18 protein-coding genes are annotated in these 21431 nt (G+C 65.5%); 16 read left to right on the top strand and 2 right to left on the bottom strand.

From position 1 onward, the window contains the following. Window positions 1-37: 37 nt before the first annotated feature. The 15 genes from FNJ47_RS00975 to FNJ47_RS00905 all read left to right on the top strand — a co-directional run bounded on the left by FNJ47_RS00975 (window position 38) and on the right by FNJ47_RS00905 (window position 17884). Window positions 38-1351: an extracellular solute-binding protein gene (locus FNJ47_RS00975; RefSeq protein ID WP_163149545.1), complete on the top strand. Its 1314-nt coding sequence runs from the start codon at window positions 38-40 to the stop codon at window positions 1349-1351. A gap of 191 nt (window positions 1352-1542) precedes the next feature. Continuing rightward, window positions 1543-2415, top strand: a complete 873-nt coding sequence (locus tag FNJ47_RS00970; RefSeq protein ID WP_163149543.1) for a carbohydrate ABC transporter permease — start codon at window positions 1543-1545, stop codon at window positions 2413-2415. 4 nt (window positions 2416-2419) lie between these two features. Continuing rightward, the gene (locus FNJ47_RS00965; RefSeq protein ID WP_163149541.1) at window positions 2420-3250 is read left to right on the top strand and encodes a carbohydrate ABC transporter permease; all 831 of its coding nucleotides are present in this window, start codon (window positions 2420-2422) and stop codon (window positions 3248-3250) included. Between the two features lie 15 nt (window positions 3251-3265). Further along, entirely contained in the window at window positions 3266-4273 is a 1008-nt protein-coding gene (locus FNJ47_RS00960; RefSeq protein WP_163149539.1) for an ABC transporter ATP-binding protein, read from the top strand. An 85-nt stretch (window positions 4274-4358) separates the two neighbouring features. Further along, window positions 4359-5132 (top strand): SDR family NAD(P)-dependent oxidoreductase, encoded by a 774-nt coding sequence (locus FNJ47_RS00955; RefSeq protein ID WP_163149537.1) that lies wholly within the window; start codon window positions 4359-4361, stop codon window positions 5130-5132. Between the two features lie 118 nt (window positions 5133-5250). After that, window positions 5251-6903: an FGGY-family carbohydrate kinase gene (locus tag FNJ47_RS00950; protein WP_163149535.1), complete on the top strand. Its 1653-nt coding sequence runs from the start codon at window positions 5251-5253 to the stop codon at window positions 6901-6903. A gap of 9 nt (window positions 6904-6912) precedes the next feature. Next, window positions 6913-7851, top strand: coding sequence for a carbohydrate kinase family protein (locus tag FNJ47_RS00945; protein WP_163149533.1), 939 nt, complete (start codon window positions 6913-6915; stop codon window positions 7849-7851). Between the two features lie 84 nt (window positions 7852-7935). Then, the gene (locus FNJ47_RS00940; protein WP_163149531.1) at window positions 7936-9366 is read left to right on the top strand and encodes an amidase; all 1431 of its coding nucleotides are present in this window, start codon (window positions 7936-7938) and stop codon (window positions 9364-9366) included. Window positions 9367-9457: 91 nt separating this feature from the next. Next, on the top strand, window positions 9458-10408 hold the full coding sequence (locus FNJ47_RS00935; RefSeq protein WP_163149529.1) for an ABC transporter permease: 951 nt from the start codon (window positions 9458-9460) through the stop codon (window positions 10406-10408). Continuing rightward, window positions 10405-11301, top strand: coding sequence for an ABC transporter permease subunit (locus tag FNJ47_RS00930; RefSeq protein WP_163149527.1), 897 nt, complete (start codon window positions 10405-10407; stop codon window positions 11299-11301). Before FNJ47_RS00935 ends, FNJ47_RS00930 begins: the two co-directional genes overlap by 4 nt. 2 nt (window positions 11302-11303) lie before the next feature. Then, window positions 11304-12302 carry an ABC transporter ATP-binding protein gene (locus tag FNJ47_RS00925; protein ID WP_163149526.1) on the top strand — a complete coding sequence of 333 codons (999 nt, stop codon included), beginning with the start codon at window positions 11304-11306 and terminating at the stop codon, window positions 12300-12302. Beyond that, entirely contained in the window at window positions 12299-13333 is a 1035-nt protein-coding gene (locus FNJ47_RS00920) for an ABC transporter ATP-binding protein (RefSeq protein WP_163149524.1), read from the top strand. The genes FNJ47_RS00925 and FNJ47_RS00920 overlap by 4 nt, the downstream gene beginning before the upstream one ends. 274 nt (window positions 13334-13607) lie before the next feature. Next, entirely contained in the window at window positions 13608-15098 is a 1491-nt protein-coding gene (locus FNJ47_RS00915) for an ABC transporter substrate-binding protein (RefSeq protein WP_163149522.1), read from the top strand. Window positions 15099-15517: 419 nt separating this feature from the next. Continuing rightward, window positions 15518-17227, top strand: coding sequence for a pyrroloquinoline quinone-dependent dehydrogenase (locus FNJ47_RS00910; RefSeq protein WP_163149520.1), 1710 nt, complete (start codon window positions 15518-15520; stop codon window positions 17225-17227). Window positions 17228-17317: 90 nt separating this feature from the next. Continuing rightward, entirely contained in the window at window positions 17318-17884 is a 567-nt protein-coding gene (locus tag FNJ47_RS00905; RefSeq protein WP_235999262.1) for a c-type cytochrome, read from the top strand. Between the two features lie 213 nt (window positions 17885-18097). Here FNJ47_RS00905 and FNJ47_RS00900 read toward each other — a convergent pair whose 3' ends face one another. Both FNJ47_RS00900 and bla read right to left on the bottom strand, forming a co-directional pair. Next, window positions 18098-19012 (bottom strand): ankyrin repeat domain-containing protein, encoded by a 915-nt coding sequence (locus tag FNJ47_RS00900; RefSeq protein ID WP_163149518.1) that lies wholly within the window; start codon window positions 19010-19012, stop codon window positions 18098-18100. A 295-nt stretch (window positions 19013-19307) separates the two neighbouring features. Then, on the bottom strand, window positions 19308-20225 hold the full coding sequence (bla, locus tag FNJ47_RS00895) for a class A beta-lactamase (RefSeq protein ID WP_163149516.1): 918 nt from the start codon (window positions 20223-20225) through the stop codon (window positions 19308-19310). 99 nt (window positions 20226-20324) lie between these two features. On the opposite strand from bla, the gene FNJ47_RS00890 reads away from it, so the two are divergent. Continuing rightward, complete coding sequence (locus FNJ47_RS00890) at window positions 20325-21299, top strand: LysR substrate-binding domain-containing protein (protein WP_163149514.1); 975 nt, start codon at window positions 20325-20327, stop codon at window positions 21297-21299. Window positions 21300-21431: the final 132 nt, after the last annotated feature.

Here is a 21431-nt window from a genome sequence, read left to right as displayed (position 1 = left end):
CGTGGGCATATGCTCAACGTGACATAGGGAGGTCACCGTGAAAAACGTCCTTTGCGCCGTTGCGGGCGCGGCCAGTCTTTTGATCTCTGCCCCCTCGATCGCCCAGACCACGCTGACAGTCGCGACCGTCAACAACAGCGACATGATCCGCATGCAGGGGCTGACCAGCGAATTCACCACGAAGAATCCGGACATCACCGTGAAATGGGTGACGCTCGAGGAGAACGTGCTGCGCCAGCGCGTGACCACCGACATCGCCACCAAGGGCGGCCAGTTCGACGTGCTCACCATCGGCACCTATGAGGTGCCGATCTGGGCCAAGAAGAGCTGGCTGGTGCCGCTCGACAAGCTGGGCGCCGATTACGACGTTGGTGACCTCTTGCCGAAGATCAAGGATGCGGTCTCGGTCGACGGCAAGCTCTACGCCGCGCCGTTCTACGGCGAGAGCTCGATGGTGATGTACCGCACCGACCTGTTCGACAAGGCCGGGCTGAAGATGCCGGAAAGCCCGACCTGGGATTTCGTGGTCGACGCGGCCAAGAAGCTGACCGACAAGTCGGGCGGCGTCTACGGCATCTGCCTGCGCGGGAAGGCCGGCTGGGGCGAGAACATGGCGTTCCTGACCGCGATGTCCAACTCGTTCGGCGCGCGCTGGTTCGACGAGAAGTGGGAGCCGCAGTTCAATTCGCCGGAATGGAAGAAGACGCTCGCGACCTATGTCGACCTGATGAAGCAGGCCGGACCTCCCGGCGCCTCGTCCAATGGCTTCAACGAGAACCTCGCGCTGTTCAGCGCCGGCAAATGCGCGATGTGGATCGACGCCACGGTGGCGGCGTCCATGGTGACTAACCCGAAGGATTCCAAGGTTGCCGACAAGGTCGGCTTCGCGCTGGCCCCGAACACCGGGCTCGGCAAGAACGCCAACTGGCTGTGGGCATGGAGCCTCGCGATCCCCGCCGGCTCGAAGAAGGTTGACGCGGCCGAGAAGTTCATCGCCTGGGCGACCAGCAAGGATTACACCAAGCTCGTCGCGTCGAAGGAAGGCTGGTCCAACGTGCCGCCCGGCACGCGGACCTCGCTCTACAAGAACCCCGACTATCTGAAGGTCGCGCCGTTCGCCAAGCTGACGCTGGCCTCGATCGACGCCGCCGATCCGAACAAGCCGACGGTGAAGCCGGTGCCGTATGTCGGCGTGCAATATGCGGCGATCCCTGAATTCCAGGGCATCGGCACCCAGGTCGGCCAGCAATTCTCGGCCGCACTGTCCGGCTCGACCACGGTCGATGCCGCGCTCTCGGCTGCGCAGTCCGCGACCGAGCGCGAGATGAAGCGGGCAGGCTACATCAAGTAGAGCATGATCCGGAAAAGTGTGAAGCGGTTTTCCGAAAAGATCATGCTCAAGACAAAGAACGCGATCCGATAGCCAGGGCGTGTTTAGCGCCCTGGCCGCCCGACCAGCTTAAACCTCCCGAGCTGGATCACTCGCGACCATCCTGTCCCGCAGCGGGATGGTCGCACCTTTCCCATGAGAAGGAGGCGGGGATGGCGACCCAGCAGACCCAACTGCTTGCACGCACACTGCTCACGCCTGCCGTGGCGCTGCTGTTCATCTGGATGATCGTGCCGCTGGCGCTCACGATCTACTTCGCGACACTGCATTACAATCTGCTCGATCCCGGCTCCGAATCCTTCGTCGGCTTGGAGAATTTCCGCTACTTCCTCACTGACCCGGCCTTCCTCGCCTCGCTGCAGAACACGCTGGTGCTGGTCGGCTCGGTGCTCGCGATCACGATCATCTTCGGCGTTCCGCTGGCGCTGCTGCTCGACCAGCAGGTGGTCGGGCTCTCGATCGTCCGCCTGATGGTGATCGCGCCGTTCTTCGTAATGCCGACCGTCAGCGCGCTGGTCTGGAAGAACCTGCTGATGCATCCGGTGTCGGGCCTGTTCGCCTGGATTGCCCATCTGTTCGGCCTGCCGGCGATCGACTGGTTCAACGATGCGCCGCTGTTCTCGGTGATCCTGATCATCTCATGGCAGTGGCTGCCGTTCGCGACCCTGATCCTGCTGACCGCGCTGCAATCGCTCGACGAGGAGCAGAAGGAGGCGGCCGAGATGGATGGCGCGAGCGCGATCTCGACCTTCATCTACATCACGCTGCCGCATCTGGCGCGTCCGATCACGGTGGTGATCCTGATCGAGACCATCTTCCTGCTCACGGTGTTCGCCGAGATCTTCGTCACGACAGGCGGCGGCCCCGGCCTGCAAACCACCAACATCGCCTTCCTGATCTATTCGCAGGCGCTGATCCAGTACGACGTCGGCAGCGCCTCGGCGGGCGGCCTGGTCGCGGTGGTGCTCGCCAACATCGTCGCCTTCTTCCTCGTTCGTATCGTCGGCCGGAATCTGGAGGCGTAACGTCATGGCGCGGATGGTCACGACACGGAACAAGGTGATCTCGACGACGGCGGCCTGGCTGGTCGGCTTCCTGATCTTCTTCCCGATCCTCTGGATGGTGCTGGCGAGCTTCAAGACCGAGCTCGAGGCCTTCGCGATCCCGCCATCGTTCCTGTTCTTCCACTGGACCACGGAGAACTACGTCACGGTGCAGGAGCGCAGCGACTATTTCCACCACGCGCTCAACTCGATCATCATCGCCGGCGGCTCGACCTTGATCGCGATGCTGATCGCGATCCCGGCGGCGTGGTCGATGGCGTTCTCACCGACCAAGCGCACCAAGGACGTGCTGCTCTGGATGCTCTCCACCAAGATGATGCCGCCGGTCGGCGTGCTGGTGCCGATCTACCTGATTTTCCGCTCCGTCGGCCTGCTCGACACCCGCGCCGGGCTGATCTTCATCCTCTGCCTCGGCAATCTGCCGATCGTGATCTGGATGCTGTTCACCTATTTCAAGGAGATCCCGAAGGACATCCTCGAGGCGGCCCGCATGGACGGCGCCACGATCGGGCGCGAGCTGATTTATGTGCTGACCCCGATGGCGGTGCCGGGGCTCGCCTCGACCTTGCTGCTCAATCTGATCCTGGCGTGGAACGAGGCGTTCTGGACCCTCAATCTGTCGACGCTCGAGGCCGCGCCGCTCACCGTGTTCATCGCATCCTATTCCAGCCCGGAAGGCTTGTTCTGGGCGAAATTGTCGGCGGCGTCGACGCTCGCGATCGCGCCCATTCTCGTGCTCGGCTGGTTCAGTCAGCGGCAGCTCGTCCGCGGCCTGACCTTCGGCGCGGTCAAGTAGCAGAAAGGCTTTTCCATGGGTCAGATTACGCTGCAGGGTGTGCAAAAATCGTTCGGGCCGGTCCACATCATCAAGGGCGCCGACCTCGAGATCGCCGATGGCTCCTTCGTCGTCTTCGTCGGTCCGTCCGGCTGCGGCAAGACCACGCTCTTGCGGTTGATCGCAGGGCTCGAGGACGTCACCGGCGGCGCGATCCTGATCGACGGCCGCAACGTGGTCGATGTGCCGCCGGCCAAGCGGGGGCTGTCGATGGTGTTCCAGTCCTACGCGCTCTATCCGCATATGAGCGTGCGCGGCAACATCGCCTTCGGCCTGAAGATGGCCGGCGTCACCAGGGACGAGATCAACCGCAAGGTCGAGGCCGCCGCAGCCACCCTCAACCTGACGCCCTATCTCGAGCGCAAGCCGCGCGAGCTCTCCGGCGGCCAGCGCCAGCGCGTCGCGATCGGGCGCGCCATCGTGCGGGAGCCGAAGGCGTTCCTGTTCGACGAGCCGCTGTCGAATCTCGATGCCGCGCTGCGCGTGCAGATGCGGCTCGAGGTGACGCGGCTGCAGAAGCAGCTCGGCACCACGGCGATCTACGTTACTCACGACCAGGTCGAGGCTATGACCATGGCCGACAAGATCGCGGTGCTGAACGGCGGCAAGATCGAGCAATATGGCTCGCCGCTCGAACTCTACGAGAAACCGGCGAATCTGTTCGTCGCCGGTTTCATCGGCTCGCCGAAAATGAACTTCGTGACCGGCGAGCTCGCCAAGCAGCAGGGCGCGACCACCATCGGCGTGCGGCCCGAGCATTTGAAGGTCGAGCGCAACGGGCAGGGCGGTTGGCACGGCACGGTCTCAGTCGCCGAGCATCTCGGCAGCGACACCTTCCTCTATGTCGATGCCGGACCGCAGGGAGTGCTGACCGCGCGCTATATCGGCGAGCTCGACCTGCATCCGGGCGACAAGGTGTCGCTGATCCCGGAGCCGGCGCGCATCCACCGTTTCGACGACAGCGGAAAGTCGATCCGCGCATAGGGCGTGGAAGACCTCCGCCGTCGATCTCGCTCTGGCCGGGGCGGCACGCCCGCGAAATGCGGGCTCTAGGCAAAGGAAGAAGAAAATGTATCTCGAGAAATTCAAGCTCGGCGGCAAGACCGCCATCATCACCGGCGCCGGTCAGGGCATCGGGCTTGCCTGCGCCGAGGCGCTCGCGGAAGCCGGCGCCAAGGTCATCATCGGCGATCGCGACGCCAAGGTCGCCAATGACGCGCAGGCGGTGTTGAAAGCCAAGGGCTTCGATGCCGACATCGCGCTGATGGATGTAACGGACTCCGGCCGCGTCTCCGCGGTCGCCGACGAGCTGGTCCGCAAATACGGTAAGGTCGACATCCTCGTCAACAATGCCGGTATCGCCCGCAGCGAGACGCCGGCCGAGACCGTGACCGACGAGCACTGGCTCAACGTCATCGACGTCAATCTGAACGGCACCTTCTGGTGCTGCCGCGCCTTCGGCAATCACATGCTGAAGGCCAAATCCGGCACCATCGTCAACGTCGGCTCGATGTCCGGCTTCATCGTCAACAAGCCGCAGGAGCAGTGCTTCTACAATGCCTCCAAGGCTGCGGTGCATCATCTCACCAAATCGCTCGCGGCCGAATGGGGTGCCCGCGGGGTTCGCGTCAACGCGGTGGCGCCGACCTATATCGAGACGCCCCTGAACGCCTTCGTGAAGAACAGCCCCAGAATGTACGACGCCTGGATCGGTGGAACCCCGATGGCGCGGATGGGGCAGGTCGACGAGATCGCCTCCGTCGTCTTGTTCCTAGCCTCCGAGGCGGCGAGCCTGATGACCGGAAGCATCGTTCTGGTCGATGGCGGTTACACTTGCTGGTAGGCTCGCGTCGAAGCATGATCCGGACAGATGGGGACCGGTTTTCCGGACGATGCTGACACAAGAAGTAAGGGCGCGACGACGTTTCGAAGACACGTCGTCACGCTCTGACGGAGCGAACATGCGGCAAGCCTATATCGGGGTGGACGTCGGAAGCACCAGCGCCCGCGCGGGCGTCTTCGACGAGGCCGGGGCGTTATTGGGATCGGCCCGGCATCCGATCCGGGTCTGGCACGAGCCCGGCGATATCGTCGAGCAATCCTCCGATGACATCTGGGCGGCCTGCACAGCCTCCGTGCGCAATGCGATGCGGGAGGCCGCCATCGCTGCCGAACACGTCAAGGGCATCGGATTCGACGCGACCTGCTCGCTGGTCGTGCTCGACAAAGCAGGCCGGCCGCTGACCGTCAGCCCGTCCGGCGATCGCGCGCGCAACGTCGTGGTCTGGATGGATCACCGCGCGATGGATGAAACCGAATTCGTCAATGCAACCGGCGACCGGGTGCTGCGCTATGTCGGCGGCGCCATCTCGCCGGAGATGGAGATTCCGAAGATTCTCTGGCTGAAGCGGCATCTGCCCGCGACCTTCGAAGCCGCCGGGCATTTCTTCGATCTTGCCGATTATCTCTCGTTCCGTGCCTCCGGCTCGTTGGCGCGCTCGACCTGCACGGTCACCTGCAAATGGACTTATGTCGCGGGCGAGGGCGGCTGGAGCGAACCCTTCCTCAAGCGGGTGGGACTGGAGGCGCTCGCGGCCGATCGCTTTGCCCGCATCGGCAACGAGATCGTGCCACCTGGCTCTCCGCTCGGCCGCGGACTGTCGGAAGATGCCGCGCGCGACCTCGGCCTGATGCCGGGAACCGCGGTCGGCGCCTCCCTGATCGATGCCCATGCCGGCGGCGTCGGCGCGATCGGCGGGCGAGACGGCTCGGGCGCCGAGGTCGATGTCTGCAAGCGGCTCGCCTACATCATGGGAACGTCGGCCTGTATCATGGCGACGACGGTCGATCCATGCTTCGTGCCCGGCGTCTGGGGCCCGTACTTCTCGGGCATGGTACCGGGCTTCTGGTTGAACGAGGGCGGTCAATCGGCGGCGGGTGCCGCGATCGATCACCTGCTCAAATCGCACCCGGCGCATGCCGAGGTTTCGCTCGCCGCGAAGAACGACGGCCTCGACGTCATCGAATACCTCGAGAAGCGCATCGTGGCGCGCAGCGGCAACGCAGGCGCGGCCGCGCTGCTCGCGCGCAATGTTCACGTCCTGCCGGAATTCCTCGGCAATCGCTCGCCCTATGCCGATCCCGGCTCGCGCGCCGTGATCGCAGGGCTCGATCTCGATACCGACGTGTTGGCGCTGGAGCGGCTGTTCATCGCAGGCCTGTGTGGGCTGGCCTATGGCCTCGCCGACGTCATCGAGGCGCTGCAGGCCCATGGTGTCGACGGCAAGACCATCGTGATCGGCGGCGGCGCGAGCCGTAGCCCTTTGGTGCGCCAGATCATGGCTGACACCACAGGCTACACGGTGGCGTTGCCGAAGACGCAAGAACCCGTATTGCTGGGCGCCGCGATGCTCGGTGCTGTCGCCAGCGGCGCGCATAACTCGATCAATGCCGCGATGGCGGGCATGTCGGCGCTGGGGCGGCTGAGCGAACCGACCAGGCCCGAGCTTGCCGATTTCCACCGCCGGAAGCGCGGCGTGCACAAGATGCTGCGGCAGCTTGATCGCGACAGCCGCGAGGCGATGAAGCAGGCGCCCGGCGCGGCGCTGGGTTAAGGTGTTTGCATGCTGCTGAGCTGCGGAGATGCGCTGATCGATTTCCTGCCGTCGTGGACGGCGGATGGACGCGAAGCCATGACACCCGCGGTCGGCGGCTCCTGCCTCAACATCGCGATCGGCAGCGCCCGGCTCGATGTTCCCACCGGCTTCGTCGGTGGCATCTCGACCGACACTTTTGGGAAGATGATCGCCGATCATGCCGCAACGTCTGGCGTCGATCTCAGCCGCGCGACGCGCAGCGATCACCAGGCCACGCTGGCCTTTGCGCGCGTGACCGGCACCGAGACGCAATACGCTTTCTACGATGCCGACACCGCATCGCGGAACTGGACCTACCGGCGCGAGGCGATCGCGCTCGACGGCGTCACCTGCCTTCACACCGGATCGACCACGCTGGTCCACGACAAGGGCGCGGCCGAGACGTTGGCCTTCATCGAGGACGTCAGGGCGAACGTGACGATCGCGCTCGACCCGAACTGCCGCCCGAACCTCGTCAAGGACAAGGAGGCCTATCGCGCGCGCATGCTGGCGTTCTGCGGCAAGGCCGACATCGTCAAGATGTCCGACGTCGACTTCGCCTATCTGTTCGGCGACGAAGTCTATGCTGCGCGCGCCGAAGCGCTGCTCTCGGGCGGCGCATCGCTCGTCGTCATCACGCGCGGCAATGAGGGGGCCTCGGCCTGGCATCGCCGGGCCGGAGCGATCGAGGCCCAATCGCCTGTGGTGAAGGTCGTGGACACGATCGGCGCCGGCGACAGTTTTCAGGCCGCACTGCTCGCTGCATTGCACCGGCTGGACAGGATCGCGCGGCGGCGACTACACGATATCTCCGCGGCCGAGCTCACCCGCGCGCTGTCCTTTGCCTGCAAATGCGCCGCCTTCACCTGCACGCGTCCGGGCGCCGATCCGCCGCGCAGCCGGGAGTTGCCCGCCGACACCTGGTGAGCCATGCGCCTGAGGCGATGGACTTGCCGCACGCGGCACGGCACGATGCCGCCACCGAAACACCGACTGCGAACGCGTGCCCGAATGAGCGACGATCTGTGCCTGCTATCAGCCGTTGAGCTTCGCGCCCGAATTGCCCGCAAGGACGTGTCTCCGGTCGAGGTGACGGCTGCGGTGCTGGCCCGCGCCGAGCGGCTGCAGCCCGAGCTCAACTGCTTCATCACGCTGTGCGGCGACGCGGCGATGGCGCAGGCGAAAGCCGCGGAGCGCCAGGTCATGGCCGGCGAACCGCTCGGCCTGCTGCACGGCATCCCGTTCACCGTGAAGGATATCGTCAGCACCAAAAGCGTGCGCACGACTTTCGGTGCGGTGCCCTACAAGGACAACGTGCCCGATCAGGATGCCGTCGCGGTGGCCCGGCTTCGTGCGCAGGGCGGAATATTGATCGGCAAGACCACGACGCCGGAGTTCGGCAGCAAGTGCCTGACCGACTCGCCGTTGTTCGGCCGCACCCGCAATGCGTGGAGTGCCGAGCGTTCCAGCGGCGGCTCGAGCGGCGGCGCGGCGGTGGCGGTCGCGAGCGGCATCGCGCCGCTGGCCGTTGCGACCGATGGCGGCGGCTCGACCCGGATTCCCGCCGCCTGCAACGGCGTGGTCGGGATTAAGCAGAGCAACGGCGTGATCCCGCATAGCCAGGTCCAGGACGCCTTCGGCAACCAGACCTATGTCACGCCGACCACGCGCAGCGTGGCCGATACCGCGCTGATGATGCAGGCGATGGCCGGCGAGGATCCGTCCGATCCCTGGTCGATCGGCGTGCCGGTGCCTGACTATCTCGATCTTGCGGCGCCGCGCGGCGATCTCAGAGGAAGGCGGGTGCTGTTCTGCCTGTCGCCGCCGGGCCGCCCGGTGACCACAGACGTCGCCGCTGCGTTCAAGGCGAGCCTCGACCGGCTGGCCAGTCTCGGCGCGGAACTGGAAGAATTCTCCGGCGACGGCTTTGACATCGAGCCGATCTGGCGCGCCATCAACCACACGGTCTGGCGCACCCGCTTTGAGAAGCTCGCAGCCGAGCACCCTAACGACCTCAGCTCGACATTCCTGAAACAGCTCGCGCTTGCCGCTCAGGTCAGCGGCGTGGAGTACCAGCAGGCGATGTTCGACCGAACCGCGCTGTTCCGCCGCGTGCAGTCGCTGCTCGCGCGCGGCGACCTGTTGGCGATGCCGACCCTGACCCGCACGGCGCTGCCGATCGATCAGGATCTGTTCGGCACCATCGACATCGACGGCCAGAGCTTTGACAGCGTGCGCCCGCGCTGGTTTCCCTGGACCATGCTGTTCAACATGACCGGGCATCCCGCGGTCAGCATCCCCGCGGGCTTCGGCGGTGATGGTCTGCCGATCGGCCTGCATCTGGTCGGCCGCTTCCGGGCCGACGCGGAACTGCTGCGCGTCGCGGCGCTGTTCGAAGAGGCGAGCGATCTGCTCGGCCGCTGGCCGGCCGTCGCGTCGTGAATGGTGCGGCGCAGGGCTTGCATTCGAAAGGCTTGCATTCCTTCGCGAACATGTTGAAACCTGCAGCCTGTTCCTCACGCGTCGAACGGGCATGAGCGTATTCTTCCTGCGGCGGGTCCTGACCCTGGTGGCGACGCTGTTCGCGGCCTCGCTGATCATTTTCCTGGTGCTCGACGCGCTGCCCGGCAATGCCGCCCAGATGCTGATGGGCGCCGACGCCTCGCCCGATGCGGTGCGTGCACTCACCGTCAAGCTCGGGCTCGATCAGCCGCTCACGGTTCGCTATCTGCTCTGGATCGAGGGCATGGCGGTCGGCGATCTCGGCAACAGTTATGTCTACGGCACGCCGGTGGCCGGCCTGATTGCGGAGCGGCTGGTGCTGACCATCCCGCTCGCGATCATGTCGATGCTGATCACGGTGGTGCTGGCGCTCGCGGCGGGGATCTACACCGCGGCCAATCACAACAAACTCGGCGATGTCGGCGTGATGTCGCTGACTCAAGTTGGCATCGCGCTGCCGAACTTCTGGTTCGCGATCCTGTTGATCCTGCTGTTTTCGGTGAAGCTGCAATTGTTGTCGGCTGGCGGCTTCGCGGGCTGGGATGATGGCATCTGGCCCGGGATCCGCTCGCTGCTGCTGCCGGCGATCTCGCTTGCCGTGGTGCAGGCCGCGATCCTTGCCCGCGTCACGCGCTCCGCCGTGCTGGAGGTGCTGCGCGAGGATTTCGTCCGCACTGCCCGCGCCAAGGGGCTCGGCAAGCGCGAGGTGCTGTGGCGCCACGTGCTGCGCAACGCCATGATCCCGGTGATGACGGTCATGGGCCTGCAATTCGCCAATCTGCTAGCCGGCACCATCGTAATCGAGAATGTGTTCTATCTGCCGGGCCTCGGCCGGCTGATCTTCCAGTCGATCGCCAACCGTGACCTGATCGTGGTGCGCAACTGCGTGATGCTGCTGGCGGCGATGGTCGTGACAGTCAATTTCGTGGTCGATATGCTCTATGCCTTCATCGACCCGCGCATCAAGGTGTCCAACCTGTGAGCGCGCCGCTGACCGCTTCCGCCGCCACTGCGGCCATCGCACCGGGCGCGATGCCTGCGACCGGGTTCTGGCGCCGCGCGCTGCGCCATCGCAGCTTCGTGCTCGGCGCCGTGCTCAGCCTGTCCGTCCTCGGCGCAGCACTGCTGTCGCTGGTCTGGACGCCGTGGTCGGCCACCGACATCGACATCGCGTCAAAACTGCGTCCGCCGTCGGCGGCGCACTGGCTCGGCACCGACGTGCTCGGCCGCGATATCGTCTCGCTGCTGCTGGTCGGTGCGCGCTCCACCATCCTGGTCGGCGTCATCGCCGTCGGCATCGGCCTGAGCTTCGGCGTCTGCCTCGGCCTTGTCGCAGCGGCGCGCAAGGGCTGGACCGAGGAGCTCATCATGCGGATGAGCGATTTCACCTTTGCATTTCCGGCCGTGCTGTCGGCCATCATGCTCGCCGCCGTCGCGGGCCCCGGCATGGTGACGTCGATCACCGCGATCGGGATCTTCCAGATTCCGACCTTCGTCCGCGTCACCCGCGGCTCGGCCAATGCGATCTGGGCCCGCGAGTTCGTGCTCGCCGCACGCGCGGCGGGCAAAGGCTCATTCCGCATCACGATCGAGCACGTGCTGCCGAACATCCTGTCGATCCTGATCGTGCAGGCGACGATCCAGTTCGCGCTCGCGATCCTCGCCGAGGCCGCGTTGTCCTATCTCGGCCTCGGCACCCAGCCGCCGCAGCCGTCCTGGGGCCGCATGCTCAACGACGCGCAAACCCTGCTGTTCCAGTCGCCGATGCTCGCCGTCTATCCCGGTGCTGCGATCGCGATCGCGGTGCTCGGGCTCAATTTGCTCGGCGACGGCTTGCGCGATCTGCTCGATCCCCGCCTGGCGCGGGAGCGTTGAGCATGAGCGATGCGCCGCTGATCGAGGTGAAGGACCTGGGCGTCCGGCTCAACACCAGCCGCGGCCCGGCGCAGGCCGTGCGTGGTGTCAGTTTTGCGCTTCGCCGCGGCGAGACGCTTGGACTGGTCGGCGAATCCGGTTGCGGCAAGTCGGTTACGGCGCTGGCCCTGATGGGGCTGCTGCCGGAGAGCGCCGTGGTTAGCGGTAGCATCCGGCTCGATGGCGCGGAGCTCGTCGGCCTGCCAGACGCGGCCTACTGCAAGCTGCGCGGCAACCGCATCAGCATGATCTTCCAGGAGCCGATGACCGCGCTCAATCCGATGCACACGATCGGGCACCAGGTCGCCGAGCCCTTGCGGCGCCACACCGGCATCTCGGCGGCGGAGGCGCAGCAGGAGGCGATCGCGTTGCTCGATCGCGTCGGCCTGCCTGATGCGGCGAAGCGGATCGATGCCTATCCGCATCAGTTTTCCGGCGGCCAGCGCCAGCGCATCACGATCGCGATGGCGCTGGCCTGCCAGCCCGACGTCCTGATCGCCGACGAGCCGACCACCGCGCTCGACGTCACGATCCAGGGCCAGATCCTCGATCTGATCGCAAGCCTGGTCGAGGAACGCGGCATGTCGATGATCCTGATCTCGCACGATCTCGGCGTGATCGCCGAGAATGTCGATCGCATGATGGTGATGTATGGCGGCACCGTCGTCGAAAGCGGTGCTACCGATGCCGTGTTCAGGCGGATGGGCCATCCCTATACGCAGGGCCTGTTCCGCGCGCGGCCGCGACTCGGCGCCCGCAAGGGGACGCGGCTCAAGACCATCGCCGGCACCGTGCCGGAGCTGGCCGACCTGCCCGCGGGCTGCACCTTCGCCGACCGCTGCGCGATTGTCGAAGCGCGTTGCCGCGCGGCGCTGCCGGCCGTGGTCGACGTCGGCGCAGCGCATGGCGTGCGTTGTATCAGGACCGACGTTTCGATGGCCGCCGGGGGTAGCAGCGCATGACGGCGCCGGACCATGCATCGCCCGCGCCCGGAACGCCGCTGCTCGAGGTGACGGATCTCGCGCAACGTTACACGTTGCCGCGCGAAAGCCTGTTCAAGCCGGCGGCGCAGGTGCACGCGCTCAACGGCGTCACGGCACGGGTGATGCCGGGCAAGAGCCTCGGCGTCGTCGGCGAGTCCGGTTCGGGCAAATCGACCTTGGCGCGGCTGGTGATGGCGCTGGAGCGGCCGACCTCGGGCACGGTGTCGTTGCTCGGCCGCGACCTCAACCGGATGCCGCCCGACGAACTGCGTCGTGCCCGCCGCGATTTCCAGATGGTGTTCCAGGATCCCTATGGTTCGCTCGATCCGCGGCAGACCATCGTGCGCGTCGTCGCCGAGCCGCTGACGGCGCTCGGGCGCATCGATCGCGGCAGCCTGCGCGAGCGCGTTGCGGTCGTGCTGCGGCAGGTCGGGCTGCGCGATGCCGACATGGACAAGTTCCCGCACGAATTCTCCGGCGGCCAGCGCCAGCGCATTGCGATTGCCCGCGCGCTGATCACCCAGCCGAAGCTGATCGTCGCCGACGAGCCGGTCTCCGCGCTCGACGTCTCGGTGCAGGCGCAGGTGCTCAACCTGATGCAGGACCTGCAGGAAGAATTCGGCCTGAGCTACATCCTGATCAGTCACGACCTCGCGGTGGTCGATCTGCTCTGCGACGAGATCGCGGTGATGTATCTCGGGAGGATCGTCGAGCAGGGGCGGCCGGACGATCTGTTCGCGCACTCAGCTCATCCCTATACGCGCGCGCTGCTCGATGCGGTTCCGCGGGCGCGGGCCGGTGGCATCAGGCGCCGCCGCGGCGCGCAGGCGATCGTCTCGCGGGCGACGGCCACAACCGGCTGCCCTTACGCGCCGCGCTGTCCCTTGGCCGACCGGCATTGTCGCGAGACCGCGCCTGCGCTACGCAGCGTGGGAGGCGCCCATCTGGCGGCCTGCCATCACGCCGAAGCCGTGATGGCGCTGCCGCCTGTGATCGCCGAGGCCGGTTAGTCTTTTGTGTGAGGTTAGCTCAAAGCGCGACGAGATTAGATTAAGGCGGTCTCGCGGCAGGCTGGCTGCACCTCTCCCGCTTGCGGGGGGAGGTCGTATCGCATCGAAGATGCGATACGGGTGGGGGCTCTTTCCGCAAGGTGACTCGTGGAAAGAGCCCCCACCCCGGCCCTCCCCCGCAAGCGGGAGAGGGAGGGCAGCTCGTTCGCGGCTGCCGTTCGACCTTAAGGTTCATCGTGCTTTAGGCTATGAGAAAGTTCCGGGGAGCAGACCAATGTTGAGGAAATTGTGCGTCATTGCGGCGGTTGCTGCGCTCGCCGGAGCGCCGCTGCCGAGCCTCGCGCAGGGCAAGAAAGACAGCGTCGTGATGGGCATGACGCTGGAGCCGCCGGGACTCGATCCCACCAACGCTGCGGCCGCGGCGATCGCCGAAGTCACGCTCTACAACGTCTACGAGACGCTGACCAAGATCAACGAGGACGGCTCAGTGTCGCCGCTGCTCGCCGAGAGCTGGCAGGCGTCAGCGGATCTCAAGACCTACACTTTCAAGCTGCGGAAGGGCGTCAAATTCCACAATGGCGAGCCGTTCGATTCCGCCGCCGTGAAGTTCACCTACGAACGCGCCGCGGCGCCGACCTCGACCAACAAGGACAGGAGCCTGTACCAGGCCTTCACGTCGGTGACGGCGCCGGATGCGGAGACCATCGTTATCGCGTTGAAATATTCCGAGCCGAACCTGCCGTTCCTGCTCGGCCAGGCGTCAGGCTCGATCGTCGAGCCGAAGAGCGCGCCGACCGATGCGACGCAGCCGGTCGGCACCGGGCCCTACACGCTCGGCAACTGGGCCAAGGGTTCGTCGATCACGCTGGTCAAATGGCCGGAGTATCGCAATGCGGCCGCGATCAAGCTTGCCAAGGTGACGATCCGATTCATCGGCGATCCCGCCGCGCAGGTCGCGGCGCTGCTGTCAGGCGATGTCGACGCGTTTCCACGGGTCGCGGCGGCACGCAGCCTGGCGCAGTTCAAGGCCGATCCGCGCTTCAGCGTCCTGATCGGCGGCTCCCGGACCAAGACCATCGTCGGCATCAACGAGCGCAAGAAGCCGCTCGACGACGTCCGCGTTCGCCGCGCCATCCTGGCCGCGATCGACCGCAAGGCGATGATCGACGGCGCGGTCGACGGCTTCGGCACGCCGATCGGCAGCTTCTACACCCCGAGTTCGCTCGGCTATGTCGATACCACCGGCATCAATCCCTACGATCCCGAACTCGCCAAGAAGCTGCTGGCAGAGGCCGGCGTCAAGGCGCCGCTCGAGCTCAGCCTCAAGCTGCCGCCGCCGTCCTACGCGCGGCAGGGTGGCGAGATCCTCGCGGCGCAGCTCGCCAAGGTCGGCATCATAGCCAAGATCGAGAATGTCGAATGGGCGCAGTGGCTCTCGCAGGTCTTCACTGGTCCGCACAATTACGACCTCACTATCGTTACCCATGTCGCGCCGTTCGACCTCGTGAAGCTGACCGAACCGGACTACTATCTCGGCTACAAGTCCGAGGCGTTCAATGCACTCTACCAGCAGATCATGGCGTCGCCGGCCGAGGCCGACCGCGCCAAGCTGCTGGGCGACGCGCAGCGCATGCTGGCGACCGACGCGGTGGCCGGCTTCCTATTTCAGCCGCAATTGATCACGATCGCCAGCAAGAAGCTGAAGGGCGTGTGGAAGGAAGTCCCGCAGTTCGAGAATGATTTCTCGACCTGGTCCTGGGAGTAGTTGATCGCGTGCGGCGGAGGTCAACGGCCTCCGCCGGCGCTGCTCCTCGCCTGATGTCGTCGCTTGACGTCTAGTCTCATTTTGCTTGCTGCGCTTGCGAAGGCACTTTCGGCCGGCAATGCGCGAAGGCGCCGGAAGCTCCCGATATCACTTGGATTGCTGCCCGCTCGCGATCGCTGCATTTCGGATGCGCGAACCTCTCCAGTTCCGGCTTCGCATTGAGCGCATCGATTGTCTTTGTGAAAGACGGCGCTAACATGGAATCCGTCCATCGATGCCTGCCGTTATCTTTTTCCAATCATGTATTGCAGCGCAACCAACTCGCGCAACGGTACGCGCTCGCTGCGGCGGTCGGGCCTCGAGGGGGAAGTAGCAAACACCATCCCTGATATTGCAACCAAGAAACAACGGGGGAAGACATGTATGTGAAAGGGCTTGCGGCATTTGCCGCCGCGGTCGGCGTTGGCCTGTTGTCGGGCGCGGCCATCGCACAGGAAGTCAAGCAGGAGAAGCAGTCGGTCCTTGGTAACGCCAATGTTTCGCCGGTGACCCAGGAGCAGCTCAACGCCGCCGACAAGAACAGCAAGGACTTCCTGCTCACCAACGGCAATTATGCCCAGACGCGGTTTTATCCGGGCAAGCAGATCGGCCGGGACAATGTGAAGAACCTGCACGTCGCCTGGATTTTCCAGACCGACGTCAAGGAATCGCTCGAGACATCGCCGATCGTCGTCGACGGCGTGATGTATGTCACGACGTCGTTCAGCCATGTCTATGCGCTCGACGCCAAGACCGGCCAGCAGCTCTGGCACTACGCCCACAAGATGGGCCCGATCACCGTCTATTGCTGCGGTCCCAACAATCGCGGCATACAGGTGCTCGGCGACCGGGTCTATCTGGCGACGCTGGATTCCAAGCTGCTGGCGCTCAATGCCAAGACCGGCGAGGTGGTCTGGACCACCAACATCGCCGATCCCGAGCTCGGCTACAGCGAGACGATGGCGCCGACCGTCGTGAAGGACAAGGTGCTGATCGGCACCAACGGCGGCGAATACGGCATCCGCGGCTTCGTGCGCGCCTATGATGCCAAGACCGGCAAGCAGCTCTGGAATTTCAACACCATTCCTGAGAACTCGGTCGGCGTCTGGGCGACCAAGGACGCCACCGGCCGCGACATGCATCGCAATATCCAGGCCGAGAAGGACATGCTCGCCAAGATCGGCGATCCCTACGCCAAGCTCGGCGGCGGCGTGTGGCAGAACCCGTCGGTCGATCTCGCGACCAACCGGATCTACTTCGTCGTCGGCAATCCGTCACCCGACCTCGACGGCTCGAACCGGCCCGGCGACAACCTCTACACCAACTCGCTGGTCTCGCTCGATCTCGACACCGGCAAGTATGTCTGCCACTTCCAGTACATCGCCCATGACGTGTGGGACCTCGACGCGGTCAGCCCGACGGTGCTGGTCAACGTCAAGGACAAGGACGGCAAGAGGATTCCCGGTGTCATCCATGCCGGCAAGACCGGGCACATCTATGTGCACGATCGCAAGGACTGCAGCTTGATCCGCTTCTCCGAGACGATGGTGCCGCAGGAGAACATGTGGGTGCTGCCGACCAAGGAAGGCGCACGCATGCTGCCCGGCGCCAATGGTGGCGTCGAGTGGTCGCCGATCGCGACCGACCCGGGACAGGAGCTGGCCTACGCCATCAACCTGCATCAGCCCATGCACTACCGTGTCGAGAGCTCGCCCTATCCGAACGGCAAGCTGTGGCTGGGTGGGGCCTTCACGGCAATCCCCGGTGAACAGCAGTCAGGCAACATCACCGCGGTAAACTACAACACCGGCAAGATCAAATGGCAGGTCAAGACACCCGAGCCCATGATCGGCGGTATTCTGGCTACCGCCGGCGGTCTGGTGTTCACCGGTGAAGGCAATGGCAAGTTCGCGGCCTATAACTCCTCTACGGGCAAGGAGCTGTGGAGCTTCCGCGCCGGCGCCGGCGTCAATGCGCCGCCGTCGAGCTACATGATCGGCGGCAAGCAATATGTCGTGGTCGGTGCGGGCGGCAACACCCAGGTCGACTTCAAGCGTGGCAACAATATCATCGCTTTCACGCTCGACTGAGCCAAGGCGTGATGCATCGCCACGCGTTGCAAACATTGACAGCGAGGCGGGACCGGTTCGGTCCCGCCTCTGTTTTCTTCGGATGAGCCAATGTTCGGCAAATTGATGATGTGCGGCGCCGCGCTGTTTCTGATTGCGTCACAGGCGCGCGCGGAGACGATCGCGGAGAAGGTTGCGGTCTGCACCGGGTGCCACGGCGAGGATGGCAAGCCGGTCGACAAGACCATTCCGACGATCTGGGGCCAGCAGGCCGGCTATCTCTATATCCAGCTCCGCGACTTCAAGCGCGGCGATCGCAAGAGCGAGATCATGCAGCCGATCGCGACGCAGTTCGAGCGCGACGACATGCTGGCGATCGCGGAATATTTCTCGCAGAAGCCGTGGCCCGATCTCGGCCAGCCGCGCGCGCCCAAGGACGTGGCGGCGAAGGCAGTCAGCGCCAGCGCTTCGGTCGGCTGCCCGGCCTGCCATCTCGATCGCTTCCAGGGCGACGGTACGGTGCCGCGGCTTGCCGGGATGGGGCGGGATTATCTTGCCAAGACCATCGCCGATTTCCGCACCCGTGCGCGCGGCAACAATCCCGGCATGTCGGACCTGATGCTGGCGACCTCGCCCGACGACCTCGCCGCGCTGGTGGAGTATCTGGCGGGATTGTAGTGGCGCGGGGCTCACCTCTCGTCGTGGCTGCTCTCCCTCTCCCCGTTCTTACGGGGGAGAGGGTTGGGGTGAGGGGTGTCTCCGCAATAGAGTGATAGACGCGCTCGTGGAAGCTCCCCTCACCCGGAACGCATCTAACGATGCGTTCCGACCTCTCCCCGCAGGCGGGGCGAGGTGATGCGGAGCTTGTTGCTCGCTTCAACTCATCATTCTTCACCGCGGCGTCAGCTCGTCGCGCAGCGCCGACAGGATGGTGAGATCGGCGGCGTGCTTGCCGGCCTTGTCGGCGAGCGCAGCATCGGCGCCGTGGGCCAGTAGAGCTTTCGCGATCGCCGGATGATTGCCTTCGGCGGCGATCATCAGCGCGGTGCGGCCGCGCGCATCGCGTTCGTCGACCTTGGCGCCGGCGTCGAGCAGATACGAGACGACCTCGAGCGCTTGAGCTTCCGGCACGGTCTCATCCGGGCCGGCGGCCCACATCAAGAGCGTCAGATCGTTGGCGTAACGCGCGTTGATGTCGATATCGCGCGCCAGCAGCTGCTTGACGATGCCGAGCTGACCGCCGGCCGCTGCATACACGACCGGCGGCTTGCCGGTATCGTCGGCCTTGCGGCCGTCGGCGCCATGCGCCAGCAGCATGCGCACCACCATGTCCCGGCCGGCATAGGCGGCGGCCGCAACCGGCGAGCCGCCGCTGCGTCCGGCGAGATTGACGTCGGCGCCGCGGTCGATCAGGCGCTGCACGATCGCGACATGGCCGCGCTCGGCGGCAAAATACAGCGCGGTCGATCCCGCGAGGTTGCGGGCATCGACCGGCGCGCCGCGCGCCAGCAGCAGGTCGACCATGTCGAGATGGCCGGAGCGGGCGGCGTGGCTCAGCGGCCTGGCGCCGAGCCGGTCCCGCGCATCGACCGAGGCGCCATGATCGAGCAGATCGGTGGCGAGGTTGATGCAATCGGCGTTGGCGGCCGCGAACAAGGTCAGCGAGATCTCGACCGCACTGAGCTGGGCCTTGTCGGTCTCGTATTTGCGGATCAGTTCGCGGCACCGTGCCGGGTCGGCCGCAGCAAAGCTGCCGTGGATGTGACCTGCAACAAACAGCGCGGCGAGGGCGATGCGGCGTACCAAGACTGCTCCTCCGGATGGCCTGCCGAGCGCATCGCCATTCGGATCGAGCGTCGCATGATCCTTTGGTGCTGCCAAGCAGCGCAGCAATACGATGAGATGGATCGAATAGCGAGCGCGACGGCTCTGCGCTCCCTCGCCCCGTTCTTACGGGGAGAGGGTCGGGGTGAGGGGCTCTCTCAGCGCATGCGAAGGTAGACGGATGCGCGGAGACTCCCCCTCACCCGGAACGCATCTGGTGATGCGTTCCGACCTCTCCCCGCATGCGGGGAGAGGTGAGGTAGAGCCCGTTGCCGTGCTAGCCGGTCTGCCCGGTGCTCGCATTGGCAACGGCGCGCGCGACATTGGCGATCACCTCGTTGCACTTGTCCATGGGTGCGCTTGCCCCGGTCAGGTAGACCGTCACCACGATCGGCTTGCGGCCAGGCGGCCAGAACACGCCGATATCGTTATAGGTGCCACGCTCGCCGCTGCCGGTCTTGTCGCCGACCCGCCAGTCGCGCGGCAAGCCGGCGCGCAGTCTGGCGTCGCCGGTCTTGTTGGCGAGCATCCAGTCGGTCAGCTTCTGGCGCGACATGGGCTGCAAGACATCGCCGAGCACCACGCGCTGCAAATCCTTCAGCATCGCCACAGGGCTCGTCGTGTCGCGCGGATCGCCGGGCACGGCTTCGTTCAGCTCGACCTCCCGGCGGTCGAGCCGGCTGACATTGTCGCCGATGGTGCGGAAGAAGCTGGTGAAGCCGGCAGGCCCGCCGATCTCACGCAGCAGCAGGTTAGCGGCTGTATTGTCGCTCAGCGTGATGGCCGCCTCGCAGAGTTCGGACAGCGTCATGCTCGATCCGACATGTTGCTTGGCCACGGGCGCGTAGACCAAGATATCCTTGGCCTCAACCTGCACGCGCTGGTCGAGGCTGGATTCACCGCGGTCGACCCGGTGCAGCACGGCGGCCGAGGCCATCGCCTTGAATGTGCTGCACATCGGGAACCGTTCGTCGCCGCGTCGGCTCGCGCGCAATCCCGTCTCCATGTCGAGCGCTGCAACGCCGAGCCGGCCGGTGGTCGCGAGCTCAATGCGCGCAAACTCCTGCTGCAGCCGTTGCGCCGCCTCGCTTGCTCCCGCCGCGGCGCTTTCTTCGGCCGCGGTGCTTGGCCGCGGCAGGGTGCAGGAAGCCGCAAGGCCCAGTGCGCGCAATCCGAATGTCCGTCTCGTCAGCATGTCTCGTCTCCGTTGGCGGCGCGAACCTGCCGGGCGGCGTGACGGCGCACAAACTATCATTTATACAGTGAGGCATGAGAAAAACTTGGTCATGACGCCGTGCGCCGGCATCTCCCGCTGAACGCATTACGTGCCTTCGAGGCTTCCGCGCGGCTGTTGAGCTTCACCCGCGCGGGGATGGAGCTGCGCGTGACGCAGACCGCGATCAGCCATCAGGTGAAGCAGCTCGAGGATACGCTTGGTGCGAGCCTGTTCCGCCGTCTGCCGCGCGGGCTCGTGCTCACCGACGAGGGGCTGGCGCTGCTGCCGGTGCTGTCAGATGCGCTCGACCGGATCGGGGCCGTGATCGACCGCATCGAGGCCAAGGGCACGCGCGAGGTCGTCACCGTCGGCTGCGTCACGACCTTTGCAACCGGATGGCTGCTGCAACGGGTCGACCGTTTCAAGCGCGCGCATCCCTATATCGACCTGCGTCTGCTCACCAACAACAACCGTGTCGACATCGCGGGCGACGGGCTCGATCTGGCGCTGCGCTTCGGCGACGGCTCCTGGCACGGCACCGAGGCGATCCATCTGTTGTCCGCGCCGCTCTCGCCGGTGTGCTGCCCCGATGTGGCAGGCCGGCTGCGCAAGCCGTCCGACCTCGCGCAGGAATTCTTGCTGCGCTCCTACCGCGCCGAAGAATGGCCGCTGTGGTTTGCGGTAGCCGGCGCGCCGTGTCCAAAGATCCAGGGGCCGATCTTCGACAGTTCGGTCGCGATGGCCGAGGCCGCCGCGCGCGGTGTCGGCGTCGGGCTGGTGCCGATTGCGATGTTCAACAACGAGCTGACGTCAAGCCGGCTGGTCCGGCCATTCGCGGCCGAGGTCCCGGCGGGATCCTATTGGCTGACCTGGCTGAAGTCGCGGGAAGTGACGCCCGGTATGCGCGCGTTCCGTGATTGGCTGCTCGAGACGCTCCGGGCGGAGGTGAGTGAGAGCGAGGCGAGGGCGGTGGAGGGCGCGCCGATTGCGCGGCGCAAGCCGATAGCTAAATCAAAGGCCAAGACGAAGGTTGTGAAGAGGCGCCGGCGCTAGCCAAAGCTTTATCGAGCAAGGCGCTTTGTCCCGTCATCCTGAGGTGCGAGCGGAGCGAGCCTCGAAGGATGCACGGCCCCCAGCCGGGCCGTCGACCCTTCGAGGGCCGCTGAAGAAGCGGCCACCTCCAGC

Source organism: Bradyrhizobium uaiense, from assembly GCF_010811875.1.
Taxonomy (GTDB): domain Bacteria; phylum Pseudomonadota; class Alphaproteobacteria; order Rhizobiales; family Xanthobacteraceae; genus Bradyrhizobium; species Bradyrhizobium uaiense.
Note: the sequence above shows the minus strand (reverse complement) of the source record. Positions and strands in the feature narration are given on the sequence as shown.

Bases quoted from the DNA above. Each gene is read 5' to 3' on its own strand.
- bla (WP_163149516.1), bottom strand. From the start codon at position 20,225: ATGCTGACGAGACGGACATTCGGATTGCGCGCACTGGGCCTTGCGGCT.
- FNJ47_RS00955 (WP_163149537.1), top strand. From the start codon at position 4,359: ATGTATCTCGAGAAATTCAAGCTCGGCGGCAAGACCGCCATCATCACC.
- FNJ47_RS00965 (WP_163149541.1), top strand. From the start codon at position 2,420: ATGGCGCGGATGGTCACGACACGGAACAAGGTGATCTCGACGACGGCG.
- FNJ47_RS00960 (WP_163149539.1), top strand. From the start codon at position 3,266: ATGGGTCAGATTACGCTGCAGGGTGTGCAAAAATCGTTCGGGCCGGTC.
- FNJ47_RS00970 (WP_163149543.1), top strand. From the start codon at position 1,543: ATGGCGACCCAGCAGACCCAACTGCTTGCACGCACACTGCTCACGCCT.
- FNJ47_RS00920 (WP_163149524.1), top strand. From the start codon at position 12,299: ATGACGGCGCCGGACCATGCATCGCCCGCGCCCGGAACGCCGCTGCTC.
- FNJ47_RS00940 (WP_163149531.1), top strand. From the start codon at position 7,936: ATGAGCGACGATCTGTGCCTGCTATCAGCCGTTGAGCTTCGCGCCCGA.
- FNJ47_RS00935 (WP_163149529.1), top strand. From the start codon at position 9,458: ATGAGCGTATTCTTCCTGCGGCGGGTCCTGACCCTGGTGGCGACGCTG.
- FNJ47_RS00905 (WP_235999262.1), top strand. From the start codon at position 17,318: ATGTTCGGCAAATTGATGATGTGCGGCGCCGCGCTGTTTCTGATTGCG.
- FNJ47_RS00950 (WP_163149535.1), top strand. From the start codon at position 5,251: ATGCGGCAAGCCTATATCGGGGTGGACGTCGGAAGCACCAGCGCCCGC.
- FNJ47_RS00925 (WP_163149526.1), top strand. From the start codon at position 11,304: ATGAGCGATGCGCCGCTGATCGAGGTGAAGGACCTGGGCGTCCGGCTC.
- FNJ47_RS00945 (WP_163149533.1), top strand. From the start codon at position 6,913: ATGCTGCTGAGCTGCGGAGATGCGCTGATCGATTTCCTGCCGTCGTGG.
- FNJ47_RS00915 (WP_163149522.1), top strand. From the start codon at position 13,608: ATGTTGAGGAAATTGTGCGTCATTGCGGCGGTTGCTGCGCTCGCCGGA.
- FNJ47_RS00910 (WP_163149520.1), top strand. From the start codon at position 15,518: ATGTATGTGAAAGGGCTTGCGGCATTTGCCGCCGCGGTCGGCGTTGGC.